General features: G+C 63.9%; 15 protein-coding genes. 10 read left to right on the plus strand and 5 right to left on the minus strand.

The annotated features are described in order from the left end of the window. Nucleotides 1-50: 50 nt before the first annotated feature. From TMS3_RS02550 to TMS3_RS02560, 3 genes are all read right to left on the minus strand, one after another. On the minus strand, nucleotides 51-1,046 hold the full coding sequence (locus TMS3_RS02550; protein ID WP_025163677.1) for an LLM class flavin-dependent oxidoreductase: 996 nt from the start codon (nucleotides 1,044-1,046) through the stop codon (nucleotides 51-53). Between the two features lie 229 nt (nucleotides 1,047-1,275). After that, nucleotides 1,276-1,491: a dodecin gene (locus TMS3_RS02555; RefSeq protein ID WP_025163678.1), complete on the minus strand. Its 216-nt coding sequence runs from the start codon at nucleotides 1,489-1,491 to the stop codon at nucleotides 1,276-1,278. Between the two features lie 116 nt (nucleotides 1,492-1,607). After that, on the minus strand, nucleotides 1,608-2,498 hold the full coding sequence (locus TMS3_RS02560; RefSeq protein WP_025163679.1) for a LysR family transcriptional regulator: 891 nt from the start codon (nucleotides 2,496-2,498) through the stop codon (nucleotides 1,608-1,610). A 132-nt stretch (nucleotides 2,499-2,630) separates the two neighbouring features. Between TMS3_RS02560 and trpB the strand changes: the two genes are divergently transcribed. The 7 genes from trpB to TMS3_RS02595 all read left to right on the plus strand — a co-directional run bounded on the left by trpB (nucleotide 2,631) and on the right by TMS3_RS02595 (nucleotide 10,111). Continuing rightward, a complete protein-coding gene (trpB, locus tag TMS3_RS02565; protein WP_025163680.1) occupies nucleotides 2,631-3,842 on the plus strand; it encodes a tryptophan synthase subunit beta in 1,212 nt (403 codons plus the stop codon). Continuing rightward, nucleotides 3,839-4,648, plus strand: coding sequence for a tryptophan synthase subunit alpha (trpA, locus tag TMS3_RS02570; RefSeq protein ID WP_025163681.1), 810 nt, complete (start codon nucleotides 3,839-3,841; stop codon nucleotides 4,646-4,648). Before trpB ends, trpA begins: the two co-directional genes overlap by 4 nt. 178 nt (nucleotides 4,649-4,826) lie before the next feature. Continuing rightward, nucleotides 4,827-5,741 carry a LysR family transcriptional regulator gene (locus tag TMS3_RS02575; protein ID WP_025163682.1) on the plus strand — a complete coding sequence of 305 codons (915 nt, stop codon included), beginning with the start codon at nucleotides 4,827-4,829 and terminating at the stop codon, nucleotides 5,739-5,741. Nucleotides 5,742-5,747: 6 nt separating this feature from the next. Further along, nucleotides 5,748-6,653, plus strand: coding sequence for a LysR family transcriptional regulator (locus TMS3_RS02580; RefSeq protein ID WP_025163683.1), 906 nt, complete (start codon nucleotides 5,748-5,750; stop codon nucleotides 6,651-6,653). 170 nt (nucleotides 6,654-6,823) lie between these two features. After that, nucleotides 6,824-7,450 (plus strand): glutathione S-transferase family protein, encoded by a 627-nt coding sequence (locus tag TMS3_RS02585; protein WP_025163684.1) that lies wholly within the window; start codon nucleotides 6,824-6,826, stop codon nucleotides 7,448-7,450. Between the two features lie 67 nt (nucleotides 7,451-7,517). Continuing rightward, nucleotides 7,518-9,605: a 2Fe-2S iron-sulfur cluster-binding protein gene (locus tag TMS3_RS02590; RefSeq protein ID WP_025163685.1), complete on the plus strand. Its 2,088-nt coding sequence runs from the start codon at nucleotides 7,518-7,520 to the stop codon at nucleotides 9,603-9,605. 29 nt (nucleotides 9,606-9,634) lie between these two features. Then, the gene (locus tag TMS3_RS02595) at nucleotides 9,635-10,111 is read left to right on the plus strand and encodes a nuclear transport factor 2 family protein (protein WP_025163686.1); all 477 of its coding nucleotides are present in this window, start codon (nucleotides 9,635-9,637) and stop codon (nucleotides 10,109-10,111) included. 308 nt (nucleotides 10,112-10,419) lie between these two features. Here TMS3_RS02595 and pbpG read toward each other — a convergent pair whose 3' ends face one another. Further along, nucleotides 10,420-11,334, minus strand: coding sequence for a D-alanyl-D-alanine endopeptidase (gene pbpG / locus TMS3_RS02600; RefSeq protein ID WP_025163687.1), 915 nt, complete (start codon nucleotides 11,332-11,334; stop codon nucleotides 10,420-10,422). A gap of 133 nt (nucleotides 11,335-11,467) precedes the next feature. Further along, the gene (locus tag TMS3_RS02605) at nucleotides 11,468-12,388 is read right to left on the minus strand and encodes a choline sulfate utilization transcriptional regulator (RefSeq protein WP_025163688.1); all 921 of its coding nucleotides are present in this window, start codon (nucleotides 12,386-12,388) and stop codon (nucleotides 11,468-11,470) included. Between the two features lie 110 nt (nucleotides 12,389-12,498). On the opposite strand from TMS3_RS02605, the gene betC reads away from it, so the two are divergent. The 3 genes from betC to TMS3_RS02620 all read left to right on the plus strand — a co-directional run bounded on the left by betC (nucleotide 12,499) and on the right by TMS3_RS02620 (nucleotide 16,835). Then, nucleotides 12,499-14,007, plus strand: coding sequence for a choline-sulfatase (betC, locus tag TMS3_RS02610; protein WP_025163689.1), 1,509 nt, complete (start codon nucleotides 12,499-12,501; stop codon nucleotides 14,005-14,007). A gap of 65 nt (nucleotides 14,008-14,072) precedes the next feature. After that, nucleotides 14,073-14,999 carry a choline ABC transporter substrate-binding protein gene (choX, locus tag TMS3_RS02615; RefSeq protein WP_025163690.1) on the plus strand — a complete coding sequence of 309 codons (927 nt, stop codon included), beginning with the start codon at nucleotides 14,073-14,075 and terminating at the stop codon, nucleotides 14,997-14,999. A 267-nt stretch (nucleotides 15,000-15,266) separates the two neighbouring features. Further along, nucleotides 15,267-16,835: a SulP family inorganic anion transporter gene (locus TMS3_RS02620; RefSeq protein ID WP_025163691.1), complete on the plus strand. Its 1,569-nt coding sequence runs from the start codon at nucleotides 15,267-15,269 to the stop codon at nucleotides 16,833-16,835. Nucleotides 16,836-16,840 lie beyond the last annotated feature (5 nt).

A 16,840-nucleotide genomic window follows, 5' to 3' on the forward strand; every position in this document is an offset into this window, starting at 1 on the left:
GCCCTGCATCAGCTCGCACTAGCGCAAGTGGCCGCAACGCAACGGCTGAGCTAGCGCAACTGGGCGAGGATTTCGAAGGCGCGCAGGCGGTCGGCAAACTCGTACAGGTCGCAGGTGAAGATCAGCTCGTCGGCGCCGGTCTGCTCCAGCAACACCTCAAGGCGAGCGCGGACTTTCTCCGGACCACCGACCACCGCCATGCCGAAAAAGCTGCCGACCGCCTCCTTCTCATGCGGTAGCCACAGACCGTCCATGCTTTGCACCGGTGGCCGTTGCACCAGGCTCTGGCCACGGATCAGGGCGAGGATGCGCTGGTAGGCCGAGGTCACCAGGTAGTTCGCCTGTTCGTCGCTGTCGGCCGCCACCAGCGGCACGCCGAGCATCACGTAGGGCTGATCGAGCACCGCCGAGGGCTTGAAGTGGTTGCGGTAGACACGAATCGCCTCGTGCATCATGCGCGGTGCGAAATGTGAGGCGAAGGCATAAGGCAGGCCTCGCTCACCGGCCAACTGGGCACTGAACAGGCTGGAGCCGAGCAGCCAGATCGGCACCTGGGTACCACTGCCCGGCATGGCGATCACCCGCTGGTCCGGCGTGCGCGGGCCCAAGTAACGCTGCAACTCCGCCACATCCTCGGGAAAGTCATCGGCGCTGCCGGAGCGTTCGCGACGCAGCGCCTGGGCGGTGAACTGATCGGCGCCCGGCGCCCGGCCCAAGCCCAGGTCGATACGCCCCGGATACAGGGTGGCGAGAGTGCCGAACTGTTCGGCGATCACCAGGGGCGCGTGATTGGGCAACATCACCCCACCCGAGCCGAGGCGAATGCTCGACGTATTGGCCGCCAGATATCCGAGCAGCACCGCGGTCGCCGAGCTGGCGATGCCGTCCATGTTGTGGTGTTCGGCCACCCAGAAACGGCTATAACCGAGACGCTCGACATGCTGCGCCAGCGCCAGGGAATTGCTCAGTGCCTGGGCAGGGCCGCCGTCATCACGAATCGGCGCGAGGTCGAGGGTGGAAATCTTCGTCTGTGCTAAAGCGCTCATCAGCCCTACCTGTTTGATTAATCGGAGCTATCGGCGCAGTCAGCGGCAATACCCGAGTTAATTAGTGGGGCTTGTTTCAAGTAACTTCAAGGGTGAGCAGTGCACAACGACTCAACGCGAACCGTACGGGACCGGGGAACAACGGGCCAGCAGTACCGCTCGTGCCTGATTGCCACGAGCAGCGCTGCAACCAAGGGTAGCGGTAGCGGAGTCGGGCCAGCGTCCGCACTCAACTGCTGCTGATGCGGAAACCGACCTTGAGGGTCACCTGGTAATGGCCGACCTTGCCGTTTTCGATATGCCCGCGAGTCTCGACGACTTCGAACCAATCCAGGTTGCGGATCGACTTGGCGCATTCGGCCAAGGCATTGTTGATCGCCTCATCAATGCTGTTGTGCGAAGAGCCGACGATCTCGATTTTCTTATAGGTGTGGTGGTCAGACATGGCGTTTCTCCTCGAGGGGATAGTTAAACGCTAGTCGAGAAGCACCGGGCGCGTGACCAGTATTTGGCATATAGGGCCAAACCAAACGCGATAGTCAAAAAACCAGCGAAGCCTCGCTAGCGCTCGCTCAGTTCGCGTCGCAACCACTCGGCCAACTGCTGCGCACGCTTGTCCAGGCGGCGCGCAGGCACCCACAGAGCCAGGCACGCGGGGGTTTCGACGAAGCCCCAGGGCGCCACCAGGCGGCCCGCCGCAAGGTCATCGGCCACTAGTTGTTGCGGTGCGATCGCCACCCCAAGGCCAGCGGCAGCGGCTTCCAGCAGGTAGTAGAGATGTTCGAAACCCTGGCCCAGCCTGAGCGCCTCGGCGTCCAGGGCATTGCCCGCCGCCCAACTCGGCCAGGCCTGCGGCCGCGAACTGGTGTGTAGCAAGGGTTCACCGAGCAACGCCGCGGCCGGCGCCTGATGCAGCTCGGCGAAACGTGCGTAGCGTGGACTCAGCACCGGGCCGATGCGCTCGGCGGCCAGCTCGAACACCTGCATGTCCGCCGGCCAGGGTGGTTCGGCAAACCATAGGGTGGCGTCGACACCGGCGCGCCGCGGGTCCAGCTCACCTTCGCTGGCCGACAGTTGCAGGCGCAACTCCGGCAGCTCACGGTTGAGCCGATCCAGCCGCGGGATGAACCAACGCGCCAGCAGGCTGCCCGGGCAAGCCAACACGAACGGCGCCTCGGCCTGGCCCTGCTGTAACTCGCCGCACACCGCGCGCAGACGCGCGAAGGCCTCGCTGCTGACATCGCGCAGCCGGCTACCCGCGTCTGTGAGTTTAACGCCGCGTCCTTCCTTGACGAACAAGGCCACGCCGAGGTGCTCTTCCAGCGCCCGTATCTGCCGGCTGACCGCACCGTGCGTGACGTTCAGCTGCTCGGCAGCCTGACTGACGCTCTGCAGGCGGGCCGCCGCCTCGAACGCGCGCAGGGCATTGAGGGGGGGAAGGCTCTGGCTCATAGGTGAGTTTTCCTGACAGGTTGTGGCGATCTTATCGCTTTTGTCCCAGGCCACACAGCCTTATCCTGTGGCCATTGTCGTAGGTAGCCAGCACTCTGGTGCCTACATGCCCAACACCCGCAGGAGAACACCATGACTTCTTTGTGCAGCGGCCCCGACGCCAACGGCCTGTTCGGCTCGTTCGGCGGCCAATACGTCGCCGAAACCCTGATGCCGCTGATCCACGACCTGGCCGCCGAGTATGAGAAGGCCAAGCTCGACCCGGAATTTGCCAAGGAACTGGCCTACTTCCAGCGCGACTACGTCGGTCGGCCCAGCCCGCTGTACTTCGCCGAGCGCCTGACCGAGCACTGCGGCGGCGCCAAGATCTACCTCAAACGCGAAGAGCTGAACCACACCGGCGCGCACAAGATCAACAACTGCATAGGCCAGATCCTCCTGGCCCGGCGCATGGGTAAAAAACGCATCATCGCCGAGACCGGCGCCGGCATGCACGGCGTGGCCACCGCCACCGTGGCCGCGCGCTTCGGTCTGGACTGCGTGATCTACATGGGCACCACCGACATCGAGCGGCAGCAGGCCAATGTGTTCCGCATGAAGCTCCTGGGTGCCACGGTGATTCCGGTGGTTGCCGGCACCGGCACCCTCAAGGATGCGATGAACGAAGCACTGCGCGACTGGGTAACCAATGTCGACAGTACCTTCTACCTGATCGGCACCGTGGCCGGCCCGCACCCCTACCCGGCGATGGTGCGCGACTTCCAGGCGGTGATCGGCAAGGAAACCCGCGAGCAGATGCAAACCCAGGAAGGCCGCCTGCCAGACAGTCTGGTCGCCTGCATCGGCGGCGGCTCCAACGCCATGGGCCTGTTCCATCCGTTCCTCGATGATAAAGACGTACAGATCGTCGGCGTCGAAGCGGCCGGTTACGGCATCGACACCGGCAAGCACGCGGCCAGCCTCAACGGCGGCGTGCCGGGCGTGCTGCACGGCAACCGCACCTTCCTGCTGCAGGACGACGACGGTCAGATCATCGACGCCCACTCGATTTCCGCCGGCCTCGACTACCCCGGCATCGGCCCGGAACACGCCTGGTTGTATGACATTGGCCGGGTCGAATACACCTCGGTGACCGACCAGGAAGCCCTCGACGCCTTCCACAAATGCTGTCGCCTGGAAGGCATCATCCCGGCCCTGGAAAGCGCCCACGCCCTGGCCGAAGTGTTCAAGCGCGCACCGACGCTGCCCAAGGAACACCTGATGGTGGTCAACCTGTCCGGCCGCGGCGACAAGGACATGCAAACCGTGATGCACCATATGGGCGAACTGGAGAACCAAGCATGAGCCGCCTGCAGAGCCGCTTTGCCGAGCTGAAGCAACAGAACCGCGCCGCCCTGGTGACCTTCGTCACCGCTGGCGACCCCAACTACGACGCCTCGCTGGCGATCCTCAAGGGCCTGCCGGCGGCCGGTGCCGACGTGATCGAGCTGGGCATGCCGTTCACCGACCCGATGGCCGACGGCCCGGCGATCCAGCTGGCCAACATCCGCGCCCTGGCGGCCAAGCAGAACCTGGCCAAGACCCTGCAGATGGTCCGCGAGTTTCGCGAGGGCGAGCAGGACACGCCACTGGTGCTGATGGGCTATTTCAACCCGATCCACAAGTACGGCGTCGAGCGCTTCATCTCCGAGGCCAAGGAGTCCGGGGTCGACGGCCTGATCGTGGTCGACCTGCCGCCGGAACATAACGTAGACCTGTGTGACCCGGCGCAAGCGGCGGGTCTGGACTTCATCCGCCTGACCACCCCGACCACCGACGATGCGCGCCTGCCCAAGGTGCTCAACGGCAGCTCCGGCTTCGTCTACTACGTCTCGGTGGCGGGCGTCACCGGTGCCGGCGCGGCGACCCTGGAACACGTCGAGCAGGCGGTGGCGCGCCTGCGCCGGCATACCGAGTTGCCGATCAGCATCGGCTTCGGCATCCGCACCCCGGAACACGCGGCGACCATCGCCCGTCTGGCCGACGGCGTGGTGGTCGGCTCGGCGCTGATCGACCAGATCGCCCATGCCGAGGACAGCGAGCAGGCCGTGCAGGGCGTGTTGAGCCTGTGCCGCGACTTGGCCGACGGGGTGCGCAACGCCCGTCTGTAAGACTAGCGAGACAAACAAAGCCGCTACAGCCGCCAAGGCGTAGCGGCTTTTTTGTGTGCCCAGAACCAGCAGGCGACAATCAACGCCAGCCTGACTAGCTGAGATGCTGAATAACCATAGTCAAAACCCGAGTACTGTTGTCCATAATGCAATGACCAGCCAAGCAGGAGACGCGCGAGTGGACAGGTTTCAGGAAATGCAGGTGTTTCTCGCCGTCGCCGAGGAACAGGGCTTTGCCGCCGCCGCCCGTCGTTTGCACCTGTCGCCCCCCAGCGTGACCCGCGCGGTGGCGGCCCTCGAAGAACGCATCGGCACGCTGCTGCTGGCGCGCACTACACGCAGCGTGCACCTGACCGAAGCGGGCCAGCGCTATGTGGAAGACTGCCGGCGGATTCTCGCCGAACTGCAAGAGGCCGAAGAGTCGGCGGCCGGCAGCCATGCCATCGCCCGTGGTCAGCTGACACTGACCGCCCCGGTGCTATTTGGCGAGCTGTTCGTCACCCCGCTGATGGTCGACTACCTCGAGCAGCACCCGGCGGTGACGATCAAGGCCCTGTTGCTCGACCGCGTGGCAAGCATGGTCGACGAAGGCATCGATGTCGCCGTGCGCATCGGCAACCTGCCGGACAGCGGCTTGCACGCCGTGCCGGTCGGCACGGTACGCCAGGTGGTCTGCGCGGCCCCGGCCTACCTGCAAAGGCACGGTCGGCCAGAGCATCCGCGCGACCTGCACGCCGCGCGCATCGTCCTCGCTGCCAGCAGCAGCCTGCTCACCGATTGGCAGTTCAGCGCGCCCGAGGGCACCCTGAACATTCGCCCTGAGGCCCGCCTGATCGTCAGCGCCAACCAGGCTGCGATCAATGCCGCACAGCTGGGCTGGGGTCTGACCCGCGTGCTTTCCTATCAGGTCGCCAGCCAGGTGACCGCCGGCGAGCTGGAATTGCTGCTGGAACGTTTCGAGCCGCCACCGCTGCCCATCCACGTGGTCTATCAGGGCGGACGCACGGTGCCGGCCAAGGTGCGCAGCTTTGTCGATTACTGCGTCGAGCGTTTGCGCGCAGACGCAGGACTCAACCCCCCGATCCGGGGCTGACGGACGATGGACCGCTATCAACAGATGCGGGTATTCCAGGCCGTGTTCGAAGACCTCAGCCTGGCCGCCGCGGCGCGCCGCCTGAACATTTCCGTGGCCACGGTGACGCGCGCCATGGCCATGCTCGAGCAGCGCCTCGGCACGCCATTACTGAGCCGCAGCACCCGCGGCGTACAGCCGAACGAGGCCGGTGAGCGCTTCGCCCTGGACTGCCAACGCATCCTCCAGGAAGTGGCGGAGGCGGAAGCCTCCGCCAGTGGCCTGCATGTGCACCCCCGCGGCCAGCTGACCCTGGCCATGCCCCTGCTGTTTGGCCAGCAAGTGCTCACGCCGATCCTGCTCGATTACCTGGATGTCTATCCCGAGGTGCAGATTTTCGGCCAGTACCTGGACCGCGTGCCCAACCTGCACGAGGACGGGGTGGATGTCGCGATCCAGGTCGGCGAGCTGGCGGATTCGTCGCTGTACGCCCTCAAGGTCGGCAGCATTCGTCATGTGATCTGCGCCAGCCCGGCGTATCTGGCCGAGCAAGGTGAGCCTGAGACACCGCAGAGCCTGAGCAGCGCGTGGATCATCCATGCGAGTGCCGATACGCGCCTGCCGGAATGGCGCTTCCAGAATAACGCTCGGGCGCTGACGGTTAACCTGCACCCGCGCCTCAACTGCGCCACCCATCAGGCGGCGATTGTCGCGGCCTGTGCTGGCGCCGGTCTGACCCGCTGCATGAGCTATCAAGTCCATGCCCAGCTGCAGGCGGGCCAACTGAGGACGGTGCTGGATGCCTTCGAGCTACCGCCCCAGCCGGTCCACCTGCTGTACCGGGAAGGGCGCAAGGCCGCTGCGCGGGTGCGCAGCTTCGTCGATTTCGCGGCGGCGAAATTACGTGAGCACCCCGCGCTCACACAGGGTTGATGGCAACTGCAGGCTCCCTGCCAACATTTATTGCATTTGGTGAAACAATGGATTGCCATTTATGGCGATTCTTCTTCTGATGCAGTGGGAGGAAGATGACTTACATCGGCACGGCCTCTGCTTTTCGGTCACCGCCGAATAACTCATTCAACCGTCTCACGGAGACTCCCATGTCCCAGAAAGCCATCAAACTCTTTGGTTTCCCCCTGTCCGGTCACTCCCACCGGGTCGAGCTGATGCTGTCGCTGCTCGGCCTGCCGAGTGAGTTCGTGCTGGTCGACCTGACCAAGGGCGCGCACAAACATCCAGAATTCCTGGCGATGAACCCCTTCGGCCAGGTGCCGGTCATCGACGACAACGGCACCGTGCTGGCCGACTCGAATGCCATTCTGGTTTACCTGGCGCAGAAATACGGCGAAGTCCACTGGTTGCCGAGCGATGCCGCGGGTGCCGCCGCCGTGCAGCGTTGGCTGTCGATTGCCGCCGGGCCGCTCGCCGCGGGACCGGCCCGTGCACGGCTGATCACCGTGTTCGGCGCGCCCTACAACGCTGAAGAAGTGATCGCCAACGCCCACGCCCTGCTCAAGGTGATCGAAGCCGAATTGAGCGGTCGACAGTACCTGGTCGGCGAGCAGCCGAGCATCGCCGATGTCGCCAGCTACAGCTATATCGCCCACGCTCCGGAAGGCAACGTGTCGCTGGCCGACTACCCCAACCTGCGCGCCTGGCTGGCCCGCATCGAAGCGCTGCCGCACTTCGTAGCGATGCCGCGCACGGCCGCCGGTCTGCAAGCCTGACTCGCGGCGCCGGTCACCCGCACGGTAGCCGGCGCACTGTCGTCTGAATTGTTCTGGAGTCGCCGCGATGTTTTCCCAGCGCCCCGAAAACGCCTCTTCGCCCTGGCATGCCGGGGAAAAAACCCTGCAGCAACGCGTCGGCGTGGCCGAGCGCATGGAGGCGTTCGGACGCAGGGTGATCCGCGATCACCTGCCCGAGCAGCACCGCGACTTCTACCGCCAACTGCCCTTTATCCTGCTCGGCTCGGTGGATGCCGAGGGCAACCCCTGGGCCAGCATTCTCGAGGGCCTGCCAGGCTTTGCCCATGCCCCCGAGCCACACTTGCTGCAACTGGATGGCCGACCAGACGCCAACGACCCGGCGGCGGCCAACCTGGCCGACGGCGCCGCGGTCGGCCTGCTCGGCATCGAACTGCACAGCCGCCGGCGCAATCGCCTCAATGGCCATGTGACGGGCTCTTCCGCAACCAGCTTCGGTGTGAAGGTGGAGCAGGCCTTCGGTAACTGCCCGCAATATATCCAGCAACGCGAGGCGAATTTCATCCGCGAACCCGGGCCACAACAGGGCCTCCGGCAGCAGCGGTTCGATGCGCTGGACGAGGCCGCCCGCGAGCTGATTCGCGGCGCCGATACCTGCTTCGTCGCCAGCTATATTGACCCGGACGGTGACCCCGCGCGGCGCTCGGTGGACGTCTCGCATCGCGGCGGCCAAGCCGGCTTCGTTCAGGTCGAGGGCGATTGCCTGAGCATTCCGGATTTCGCCGGCAACCTGCACTTCAACACCCTCGGCAACCTGCTGCTCAACCCGCGCGCCGGCCTGCTGTTCATCGACTTCAGCAACGGCGATCTGCTGCAGCTCAGCGGTCATACCGAGATCATCTTCGATGGCCCCGAGGTGGCGGCCTTTCAGGGCGCCGAACGGCTCTGGCGGCTGCACGTCAGCGCAGTGGTACGGCGCCCGGCCGCCCTGGCGCTACGCTGGACATTTCAGGGCTTTTCGCCGAACAGCCTGATGACCGGTTCCTGGCCACAGGCCCAGATCCAAACCCAGCCACGCCTGCAGTCCGAAGCGATGCACCACACCTGGCGCAACCTACGGGTGACGCGCATCGAGGAGGAAAGCGCGGCTATTCGTTCGTTCTATCTTGAGCCCGTCGACGGCGCTGGCTTGCCGCTGTTTCAGGCCGGTCAGCATCTGCCTATCCGCCTGCAACTGCCGGGTACCTCGGCAACGCTGATCCGCACCTACAGCCTGTCCAGCGCGCCCTCGGATGACTGCTGGCGCATCAGCGTCAAACGCGAAGGCGCGGTGTCCGGCTACCTGCATGAGCACGTCACGGTGGGCGACCTGCTCGAAGCGCGGGCACCGCAAGGCAGCTTCGTTGTCGCTGCCGACGAGCGACGACCGCTGGTGTTGCTGGCCGCTGGCGTCGGGGTGACGCCCCTGCTGTCGATGCTGCGCGAGGTGGTCTATCAGGGCCAACGAATCCGCCGCACACGCCGCACCTTCTTCGTGCAGAGCGCGCGCACCCTCGCTCAGCTACCGTTCAAGGATGAACTGGCAGAACTGATGAACCGCGCCGGTGATGCACTGAGCGTGCTGCGCCTGCTCAGCCAGCCGGAGGCGCATGCCCGTGCAGGCAAGGACTTCGAGCGGGCAGGACGCATCGACATCGCGCTGCTGAAGGCGCTGCTGCCCTTCGATGATTTCGATTTCTACCTGTGTGGACCGAGCCGCTTCACCCAGGGTTTGTATGACAGCCTGCGTGCGCTGCGCATCGCTGACGCGCGCATCCACGCGGAAAGCTTCGGGCCCTCGACCCTGCGCCGCCAGCCCGACCCGGGCCCAGAGCTGATCGAACAACCGCCAGCAGCCACGGGACCGGTGCCGGTGCTGTTTGCCCAGTCGGCCAAGGAGGCGCGCTGGACGCCCGAAGGCGGCAGCCTGCTGGAACTGGCCGAGAGTCATGGCCTGAGCCCGGAATTCAGTTGTCGGGGCGGTTCCTGCGGCACCTGTAGCACCCGCCTGGTCAGTGGCCAGGTGCATTACCCGATTCCGCCGGCCGAGTTACCGCCGAGCGGTGAAGTGCTGATCTGCTGTGCCATCCCAGCGCATCCCAGCGAGGGCTCAAACGGCCTGGTGCTGGAGCTTTAATCCACCGCCCACTACTGCGAGGCAACCCCATGAATAACGCCGAAACCCGTCCACCCTTGCCGCCCTTTACCCGCGAAACAGCGATACAGAAAGTACGCATGGCCGAAGACGGCTGGAACAGCCGTGACCCACAGCGGGTGGCCCTGGCCTATACCCTCGACAGCCGCTGGCGCAACCGCGCCGAATTTCCCCAGGGCCGCGCCGAGATCCAGGCCTTCCTCGAAGGCAAATGGCAACGCGAGCGGGAGTACCGCCTGATCAAGGAGCTCTGGGCCCATGACGGCAACCGCATTGCCGTGCGGTTCGCCTACGAATGGCACGATGCCGAGGGCAACTGGTTCCGCTCCTACGGCAACGAGAACTGGGAGTTCGACGAACAGGGTCTGATGCGCTTGCGCTACGCCAGCATCAACGACCTGCCGATCAGCGCCGCCGAGCGCAAGTTCCATTGGCCGCAAGGACGGCGCCCGGACGACCACCCGGGGTTGAGCGAACTGGGCCTGTAACTGTTCCGCCCATGAAAAAGCCGCTGTTCCGGCGAGGAACAGCGGCTTTGCAGTACAGCCTTGTAGCCCGGATGCAATCAGGGGGACGGTTGGGCGGCTGCCGACGCTGCCCGGATTGCATCCGGGCTACGCAAGGACAACCAGCAGTAATCGTGCCCATGCCTGCACCTGGGCGAAATCTAACCGGACCACACCTACTGAAGCCCGCGTCTTGTTGACCGGCTACTGCGCTTGAAGCCTCGCCTGGCTGCAACCAGATCACAGTAACGATGAGGCTCAGCCCTGCAGATTGATACAGCGTTCAAGCATCAGGGCTGCGAAGCCTGCAACTGACGCTGCGCCAGTTTCTGCTTCTTGTAACTCAGGGCTGCTGCCGGCACGGTGCTGACCTTGCCGGTTTCCAGCCAGCGCTTCAGGCGGTTGGCGTCGGCCATGTGGGTGTATTTGCCGAAGGCATCGAGCACCACGAACGCCACTTGGCGCTTGGCCATGACCGTGCGCATCACCAAACAATGGCCGGCCTCGTCGGTGAAACCGGTCTTGGTCAGCTGAATACTCCAATCGGTCTTATGCACCAGGCGATTGGTATTGCGAAAACCCAGGCTGTAATTGGGCTTGCGGAATGCCACGCTGCGCTCGCGGGTGGTGCTGAACTGCTCGATCAGCGGGTACTGCTGGCTGGCCTTGAGCAGCAGCACCAGGTCGTTGGCACTGGAGACGTTGCGCTCCGACAACCCGGTCGGCTCGACGAAGTGGCTGCGGCTCATACCCAAGGCGCGGGCCTTGGCGTTCATCGCTGCGACGAAGGCCGCGTGCCCACCCGGATAATGATGGGCCAGGCTGGCCGCCGCGCGGTTTTCCGAAGACATCAGCGCCAGCAGGAGCATGTCGCGGCGGCTGATCTCGCTGCCCACCCGCACCCGCGAGAACACCCCGCGCATCTCTGCGGTGTCGCGGATAACGATCGGCAATTGTTGATCCAGCGGCAGCTTGGCATCCAGGGCGACCATGGCGGTCATCAGCTTGGTCACCGAGGCGATTGGCACCACCACATCCGGATGGCTGGAATACAGCACCTGATTGGTTTTCAGGTCGACCACCAAGGCACTGCCCGAAGCCAGCTCCTGATAGGCAGGGGCCTTTTCGGCGGCCTCAAGGTTCGACGCAACTACAGCCGCGCTGCACAGCAGCAACAGACTTACTATCGAATGACGAATTTTCACGGGTTGCTTCACAAGAATAGGTGAGAGAAGGGCAGAACTGTGCGTTCTGACCGCCGTAGTATACGAAAATCGGCTCGCGTTCTTGGAGTGTAGGGCGTCTACAGCGCTGTATTTGTCCGTTCGGCGGAAGGTTTCAGGCGGGTGCGCCTTCATCCCTCAGTTCGACCTGCAACCAGTCGACGAAACGCTGGGTCAGGCGCTGGCGACGTTTACGCTCGGGCAGGACCACGTAATAGCCCAGCTCTGAGCGTGCCTCCTGCGCACAGACGCGACACAAAAGATTCTGCGCGAGCAAGTTATCGACCAGATGACGCCAGCCAATCGCCACCCCTTGCCCGGCGATGGCGGCCTGAATCAACAGCGTGTAGTTATCGAAACGCAGCAAGCCCGAGCTAGGCGCCTCGGCGATATTCATGGCGCGGAACAGACCCTTCCAGTCGAACCAGCGGGTATGAACTTCGGGACGCAGATGCAGCAAGGGCAGTTGCGCCAGTGCCGCTGGTTGCAGGGGCAATGACTGACCCTTGAGCAGTTGCGGGCTGCACACCGGAAATACCTCTTCGGCAAACAACAGGTGGGCCTCGCCGTGTTTGAAGCGGCCGTCACCGAAGGCGATGGCCACGTCGATCTCCGGGGGCATGCTGCTGAAGTCACGCTCGCTGGTGATCAGGCTGACATCCACATCGGGGTGCGCCTGATGAAAGCGGTGCAGACGCGGCATCAGCCAATAAGCGGCAACGGCGAAATCGGTGGCCACCTGCAGCACTTCTCGCTGCTGCCCGGCACTAACCGCGGCGAGGCCGGCATCGAGCACCTCGAGGCCTTCCTGCACGTAACGCAACAACAACTCACCGGCTTCGGTGAGGACAATGCCGCGATAGACCCGGTCGAACAGGCGAGTCGCCAACTGCTGTTCCAGGCGCTTGATCTGCTGACTGATCGCCGGCTGGCTGCTGCCCAGCTCGGCGGCTGCCGCGGTAAAGCTCAACTGGCGGGCGGCGGACTCGAACACCCGCAAAGCATCCAGAGAGATGCCCTCGATTGCCCTTAACATAAGCTGTACTTATCCAAGCTATGTATTCCTGCCGGGTTTACCGTGATTTTGTTTTGGCTTGATGATAGCCACAGCACTTTCGCATAATTCTTTTATATGGAATACCCGCCATGAAGCGTCCCAATATTCTGTTCATCATGGCCGACCAGATGGCCGCGCCGCTCCTGCCCATCCATGACCCGGCCTCGCCGATCAAGATGCCCAACCTGGTGCGCCTGGCCGAGTCTGGCGTGGTATTCGATTCCGCTTACTGCAACAGCCCGCTCTGCGCGCCGTCGCGCTTCACTCTGGTCAGCGGCCAGCTGCCGAGCAAGATCGGCGCCTACGACAACGCCGCCGACTTCCCCGGCGACGTGCCGACCTATGCCCACTACCTGCGCAACCTCGGTTACCACACGGCGCTGTCCGGCAAGATGCATTTCTGCGGCCCGGACCAGCTGCATGGCTACGAGGAGCGCCTGACCAGCGACATCTACCCGGCCGACTACGGCTGGGCGGTGAACTGGGACGCGCCCGAAGAGCGTCTGAGCTGGTACCACAACATGTCCTCGGTATTGCAGGCCGGTCCCACCGTGCGCACCAACCAGCTGGATTTCGATGAGGAGGTGGTGTTCAAGGCCCAACAGTACCTCTACAACCATGTCCGCGAGAACGCCGAGCAGCCGTTCTGCCTGACCGTGTCGATGACTCACCCGCACGACCCCTACTGCATTCCGGAAGAGTTCTGGAGCCTGTACCGCGACGAGGACATTCCGCTGCCAGGGGTCAACATCGACCAGCAGGACCTCGACCCGCACTCGCAGCGCATCCTCAAGGTCATCGACCTGTGGGGTAAGGATCTGCCCAAGGAAAAAATCAGGGACGCGCGGCGCGCCTATTTCGGTGCCTGCAGCTACATCGACTCGAATATCGGCAAGCTGCTGAAGACCTTGGGTGACTGTGGCCTGGCCGAGGACACCATCATCATCTTCTCCGGCGACCACGGTGACATGCTTGGCGAACGCGGCCTCTGGTACAAGATGCACTGGTTCGAGATGGCCGCACGTGTGCCCTTCGTGGTCCATGCGCCGAGTAAGTTCGCCGCACATCGGGTCAGTCAGTCGATGTCCACTGCCGATCTGCTGCCGACCCTGGTGGAGTTGGCCGGCGGTGCCGTAGACCCGAGCTTGCCGCTCGATGGCCGTTCCCTGCTGCCGCACCTGCAAGGCAACGGTGGGCACGATGAAGTGCTCGGGGAGTACATGGGTGAAGGCACCAACAGCCCGCTGATGATGATCCGCCGCGGTGACTGGAAGTTCATCTACTCCGAAGTCGACCCGTTGCTGTTGTTCAACGTGGCCAATGACCCGAAAGAGCTGGAGAACCTGGCTCAGTCGCCCGATCACCAGGGTCTGCTCACCGAGTTCCTCGAGGACGCGCGCCAGCGCTGGGACATCCCGGCGATCCATCAGGCCACCCTCGCCAGCCAGCGCCGTCGACGCTTCGTCGCCGAGTCACTGACCAAGGGCAAGCTGAAGAGCTGGGATCATCAACCCATGGTCGATGCCAGCCAGCAGTACATGCGCAACCACATCGACCTGGATGATCTGGAGCGCCGTGCACGCTTCCCGCAGCCCTGATTCTGAGCCATTCCTATTAGGCGCGTGCCCTGCCCGCGCCGAACCAAACTCCGAGGAAAGTCGCCATGAAAACAATTAAAAACGCCTGCGTCGCCAGCTTGCTGCTTGGCACAGTCGCGCTCACCGCCCAGGCCGAAGACGCCAGCTGCGCCAAGGTCAGGCTGGGTGATCCAGGCTGGAGCGACATCGCCGTGACCAACGGCATTGCCCAGTTCCTCCTTGACGGTCTGGGCTACAAGACCGAGACACAGATCCTCGCCGTACCGATCATCTATGCCGGACTGCAGAAGGGTCAGGTCGATGCCTTTCTCGGCAACTGGATGCCGGCCCAGCAGGACAACTACGACAAGTTCGTCGCCAGCGGCATCGTCGACAAACTGGCACAAAACCTCAGCGGCACCGAATACACCCTGGCCGTGCCCACCTACGCCTATGAGGCCGGGGTGAAAACCTTCGCCGACCTGGACAAGTTCGCCGACCAGTTCGACAGAAAACTCTACGGCATCGCCGCCGGCTCACCGGCCAACGAATCGATCAGGAAGATGATCGCAGCCGACGAGTTCGGCCTCGGTGACTGGAAGCTGGTCGAGTCCAGCGAGCAGGCCATGCTGGTCCAGGTCGGGCGCGCGGTGAAACGGGACAAGTACGTGGTCTTCCTCGGCTGGACCCCGCACCCGATGAACGTGCAGCACGACATGAAATACCTCAAGGGCGGCGAGCAGCACTTCGGCGACAGCGGCCACGTCAACAGCCTGGCGCGCAAGGGCTACGCCAGCCAGTGCCCGAACGCCGGCAAGCTGCTGAGCAACCTGAGCTTCACCCAGGAGATGGAGAACGCCATCATGAACCAGGTGCTGAGCAAGCAGGCCAATAACCAACAAGCCATCAAGAACTGGCTGAAAGCCAACCCGACGGTTATCGACGGCTGGCTGCAAGGGGTCACCACCCGCGATGGCGGCGATGCACTGGCAGCGGTCAAAGCGCGTCTTTGAATAATCCAGGTGGATTGGCGTAGGCTGGGCTCCAGCCCCGCCTGAAACAGCCGTACAAACAGGCCGTTGAAAAATGTAGCGAGCGATGGCTAGGCAAGGCGAAATCAGCCAAAAAAGCGCAGTGTACGAGTAGTACATGAGCATTTTGAGACGCCGCGTCCCGGGCTGATTTCAACGCTGCATAGCCGAGCGCAGTAGTTTTTCAACGGCCTGCTCAACTCGCGTGGGCAGACTCCCGTAAGCCCACGCCAGGACCGAGCGACACCCATGCCGCTACCCAGCCGCCAGACCTTGCTGCCCTTTCTCAGATGGTTGCCCAACACCACTCGGCGCAGCCTCGGCAATGACCTGCTGGTCGGCCTGACCGGCGCGATTCTGGCCTTGCCACAGTCCATCGCTTACGCGCTGATCGCCGGACTGCCACCCGAGTACGGCCTGTACGCCGCCATACTGCCGGTGATCATCGCCTGCCTGTGGGGCTCGTCTTGGCACCTGATCTGCGGCCCCACCGCGGCCATCTCCATCGTCCTGTTCACCAGCGTCAGTCCACTGGCCACGCCCGGCAGCGCCGACTTCGTGGCCTTGGTGCTGCTGCTGACCTTTCTCGCCGGCGTGTTCCAGTGGCTGCTCGGGTTGTTGCGCTTCGGCGCTCTGGTGAATTTCGTCTCGCACTCGGTGGTGCTCGGTTTCACCCTCGGCGCTGCCGTGGTGATCGCCCTCGGTCAGTTACCCAACCTGCTCGGCATCCAGATTCCCAGCCAGCCCACGGCGCTGGATACGCTGCTGAACATTGGCCAGCACCTGGGCGAGAGTGATTGGCGTGCCCTGCTGCTGACCCTCTTCACCCTCGGCCTGAGCCTGCTGATCCGCCGCCTCTGGCCACGTGCGCCGGCCTTGCTGCTGGGCATCAGCGCCGGCAGCCTGCTGGTGTTCCTGCTACCCGAACAGGCCGCAGGGATTGCCTTGGTCAGCGCCTTCGAAGGTCAACTGCCGCCCTTCAGCCCGCTGACCTTCAAACTGTCGAACATCCTCCAGCTGCTGCCGGCAGCCGTGGCCTGCGGCATGCTCGGGCTGGTCATCAGCCTGTCGATCGCCCGCGCCCTGGCCAGTAAATCGCAACAGTTTCTCGATGCCAATCAGGAGGTTCGCGCCCAGGGCCTGTCGAATATGTTCGGTCCGTGGTTTTCCGGTTCGCTGTCGGCCGGCTCCTTCACCCGCTCGGCGCTGAACCTGCAGGCCGGCGCCCGCTCGCCGCTGGCCGGGGTCTGTTCGGCGCTGCTGGTGGCGTTGTTCGCGGTGTTCGGCGCACGCCTGATCGCGCACATCCCACTGCCCTGCATGGCCGCGAGCATCCTGCTGATCTGCTGGGGACTGATCGATATCGCCGGGGTCAAGGCGTTGTATCGGGTCAGTCGCTCGGAGTTTCTGGTAATGCTGCTGACCCTGCTGGCCACCCTGCTGCTGGAGCTGCAGACGGCGATCTATGCCGGGGTATTGGCCTCGCTGTTCTTCTACCTCAAGCGCACCTCGCAACCGCGGGTGAAGGTCTGGCAGGAAGGCGAGGAAGAGCTCTTGCGGGTCGAGGGTTCGATCTTCTTCGGCGCCTGCCAGTACCTGCAACAGCTGCTGCAACGCAGCCACGGCGAGCGGGTGGTGATCGACGCCCACCACGTCAACTTCATCGACTACGCCGGGGTGGAAATGCTCCATCAGGAAGCGCGTCGCCTGCTGGCGCAGAATCGCAGCCTGATCCTGCGCCGCGCCCGGCCGCAGGTGATCGAGGAGATTCATAAACTGGAAGGCGCCGAGCACTGCCCGGTGCAGTTCGAGGACTGAACCGA

Source organism: Pseudomonas taeanensis MS-3, assembly GCF_000498575.2.
GTDB classification, from domain to species: Bacteria; Pseudomonadota; Gammaproteobacteria; order Pseudomonadales; family Pseudomonadaceae; genus Aquipseudomonas; species Aquipseudomonas taeanensis.

Bases quoted from the DNA above. Each gene is read 5' to 3' on its own strand.
- TMS3_RS02550 (WP_025163677.1), bottom strand. From the start codon at position 1,046: ATGAGCGCTTTAGCACAGACGAAGATTTCCACCCTCGACCTCGCGCCG.
- TMS3_RS02555 (WP_025163678.1), bottom strand. From the start codon at position 1,491: ATGTCTGACCACCACACCTATAAGAAAATCGAGATCGTCGGCTCTTCG.
- TMS3_RS02560 (WP_025163679.1), bottom strand. From the start codon at position 2,498: ATGAGCCAGAGCCTTCCCCCCCTCAATGCCCTGCGCGCGTTCGAGGCG.
- trpB (WP_025163680.1), top strand. From the start codon at position 2,631: ATGACTTCTTTGTGCAGCGGCCCCGACGCCAACGGCCTGTTCGGCTCG.
- trpA (WP_025163681.1), top strand. From the start codon at position 3,839: ATGAGCCGCCTGCAGAGCCGCTTTGCCGAGCTGAAGCAACAGAACCGC.
- TMS3_RS02580 (WP_025163683.1), top strand. From the start codon at position 5,748: ATGGACCGCTATCAACAGATGCGGGTATTCCAGGCCGTGTTCGAAGAC.
- TMS3_RS02585 (WP_025163684.1), top strand. From the start codon at position 6,824: ATGTCCCAGAAAGCCATCAAACTCTTTGGTTTCCCCCTGTCCGGTCAC.
- TMS3_RS02590 (WP_025163685.1), top strand. From the start codon at position 7,518: ATGTTTTCCCAGCGCCCCGAAAACGCCTCTTCGCCCTGGCATGCCGGG.
- TMS3_RS02595 (WP_025163686.1), top strand. From the start codon at position 9,635: ATGAATAACGCCGAAACCCGTCCACCCTTGCCGCCCTTTACCCGCGAA.
- TMS3_RS02605 (WP_025163688.1), bottom strand. From the start codon at position 12,388: ATGTTAAGGGCAATCGAGGGCATCTCTCTGGATGCTTTGCGGGTGTTC.
- betC (WP_025163689.1), top strand. From the start codon at position 12,499: ATGAAGCGTCCCAATATTCTGTTCATCATGGCCGACCAGATGGCCGCG.
- choX (WP_025163690.1), top strand. From the start codon at position 14,073: ATGAAAACAATTAAAAACGCCTGCGTCGCCAGCTTGCTGCTTGGCACA.
- TMS3_RS02620 (WP_025163691.1), top strand. From the start codon at position 15,267: ATGCCGCTACCCAGCCGCCAGACCTTGCTGCCCTTTCTCAGATGGTTG.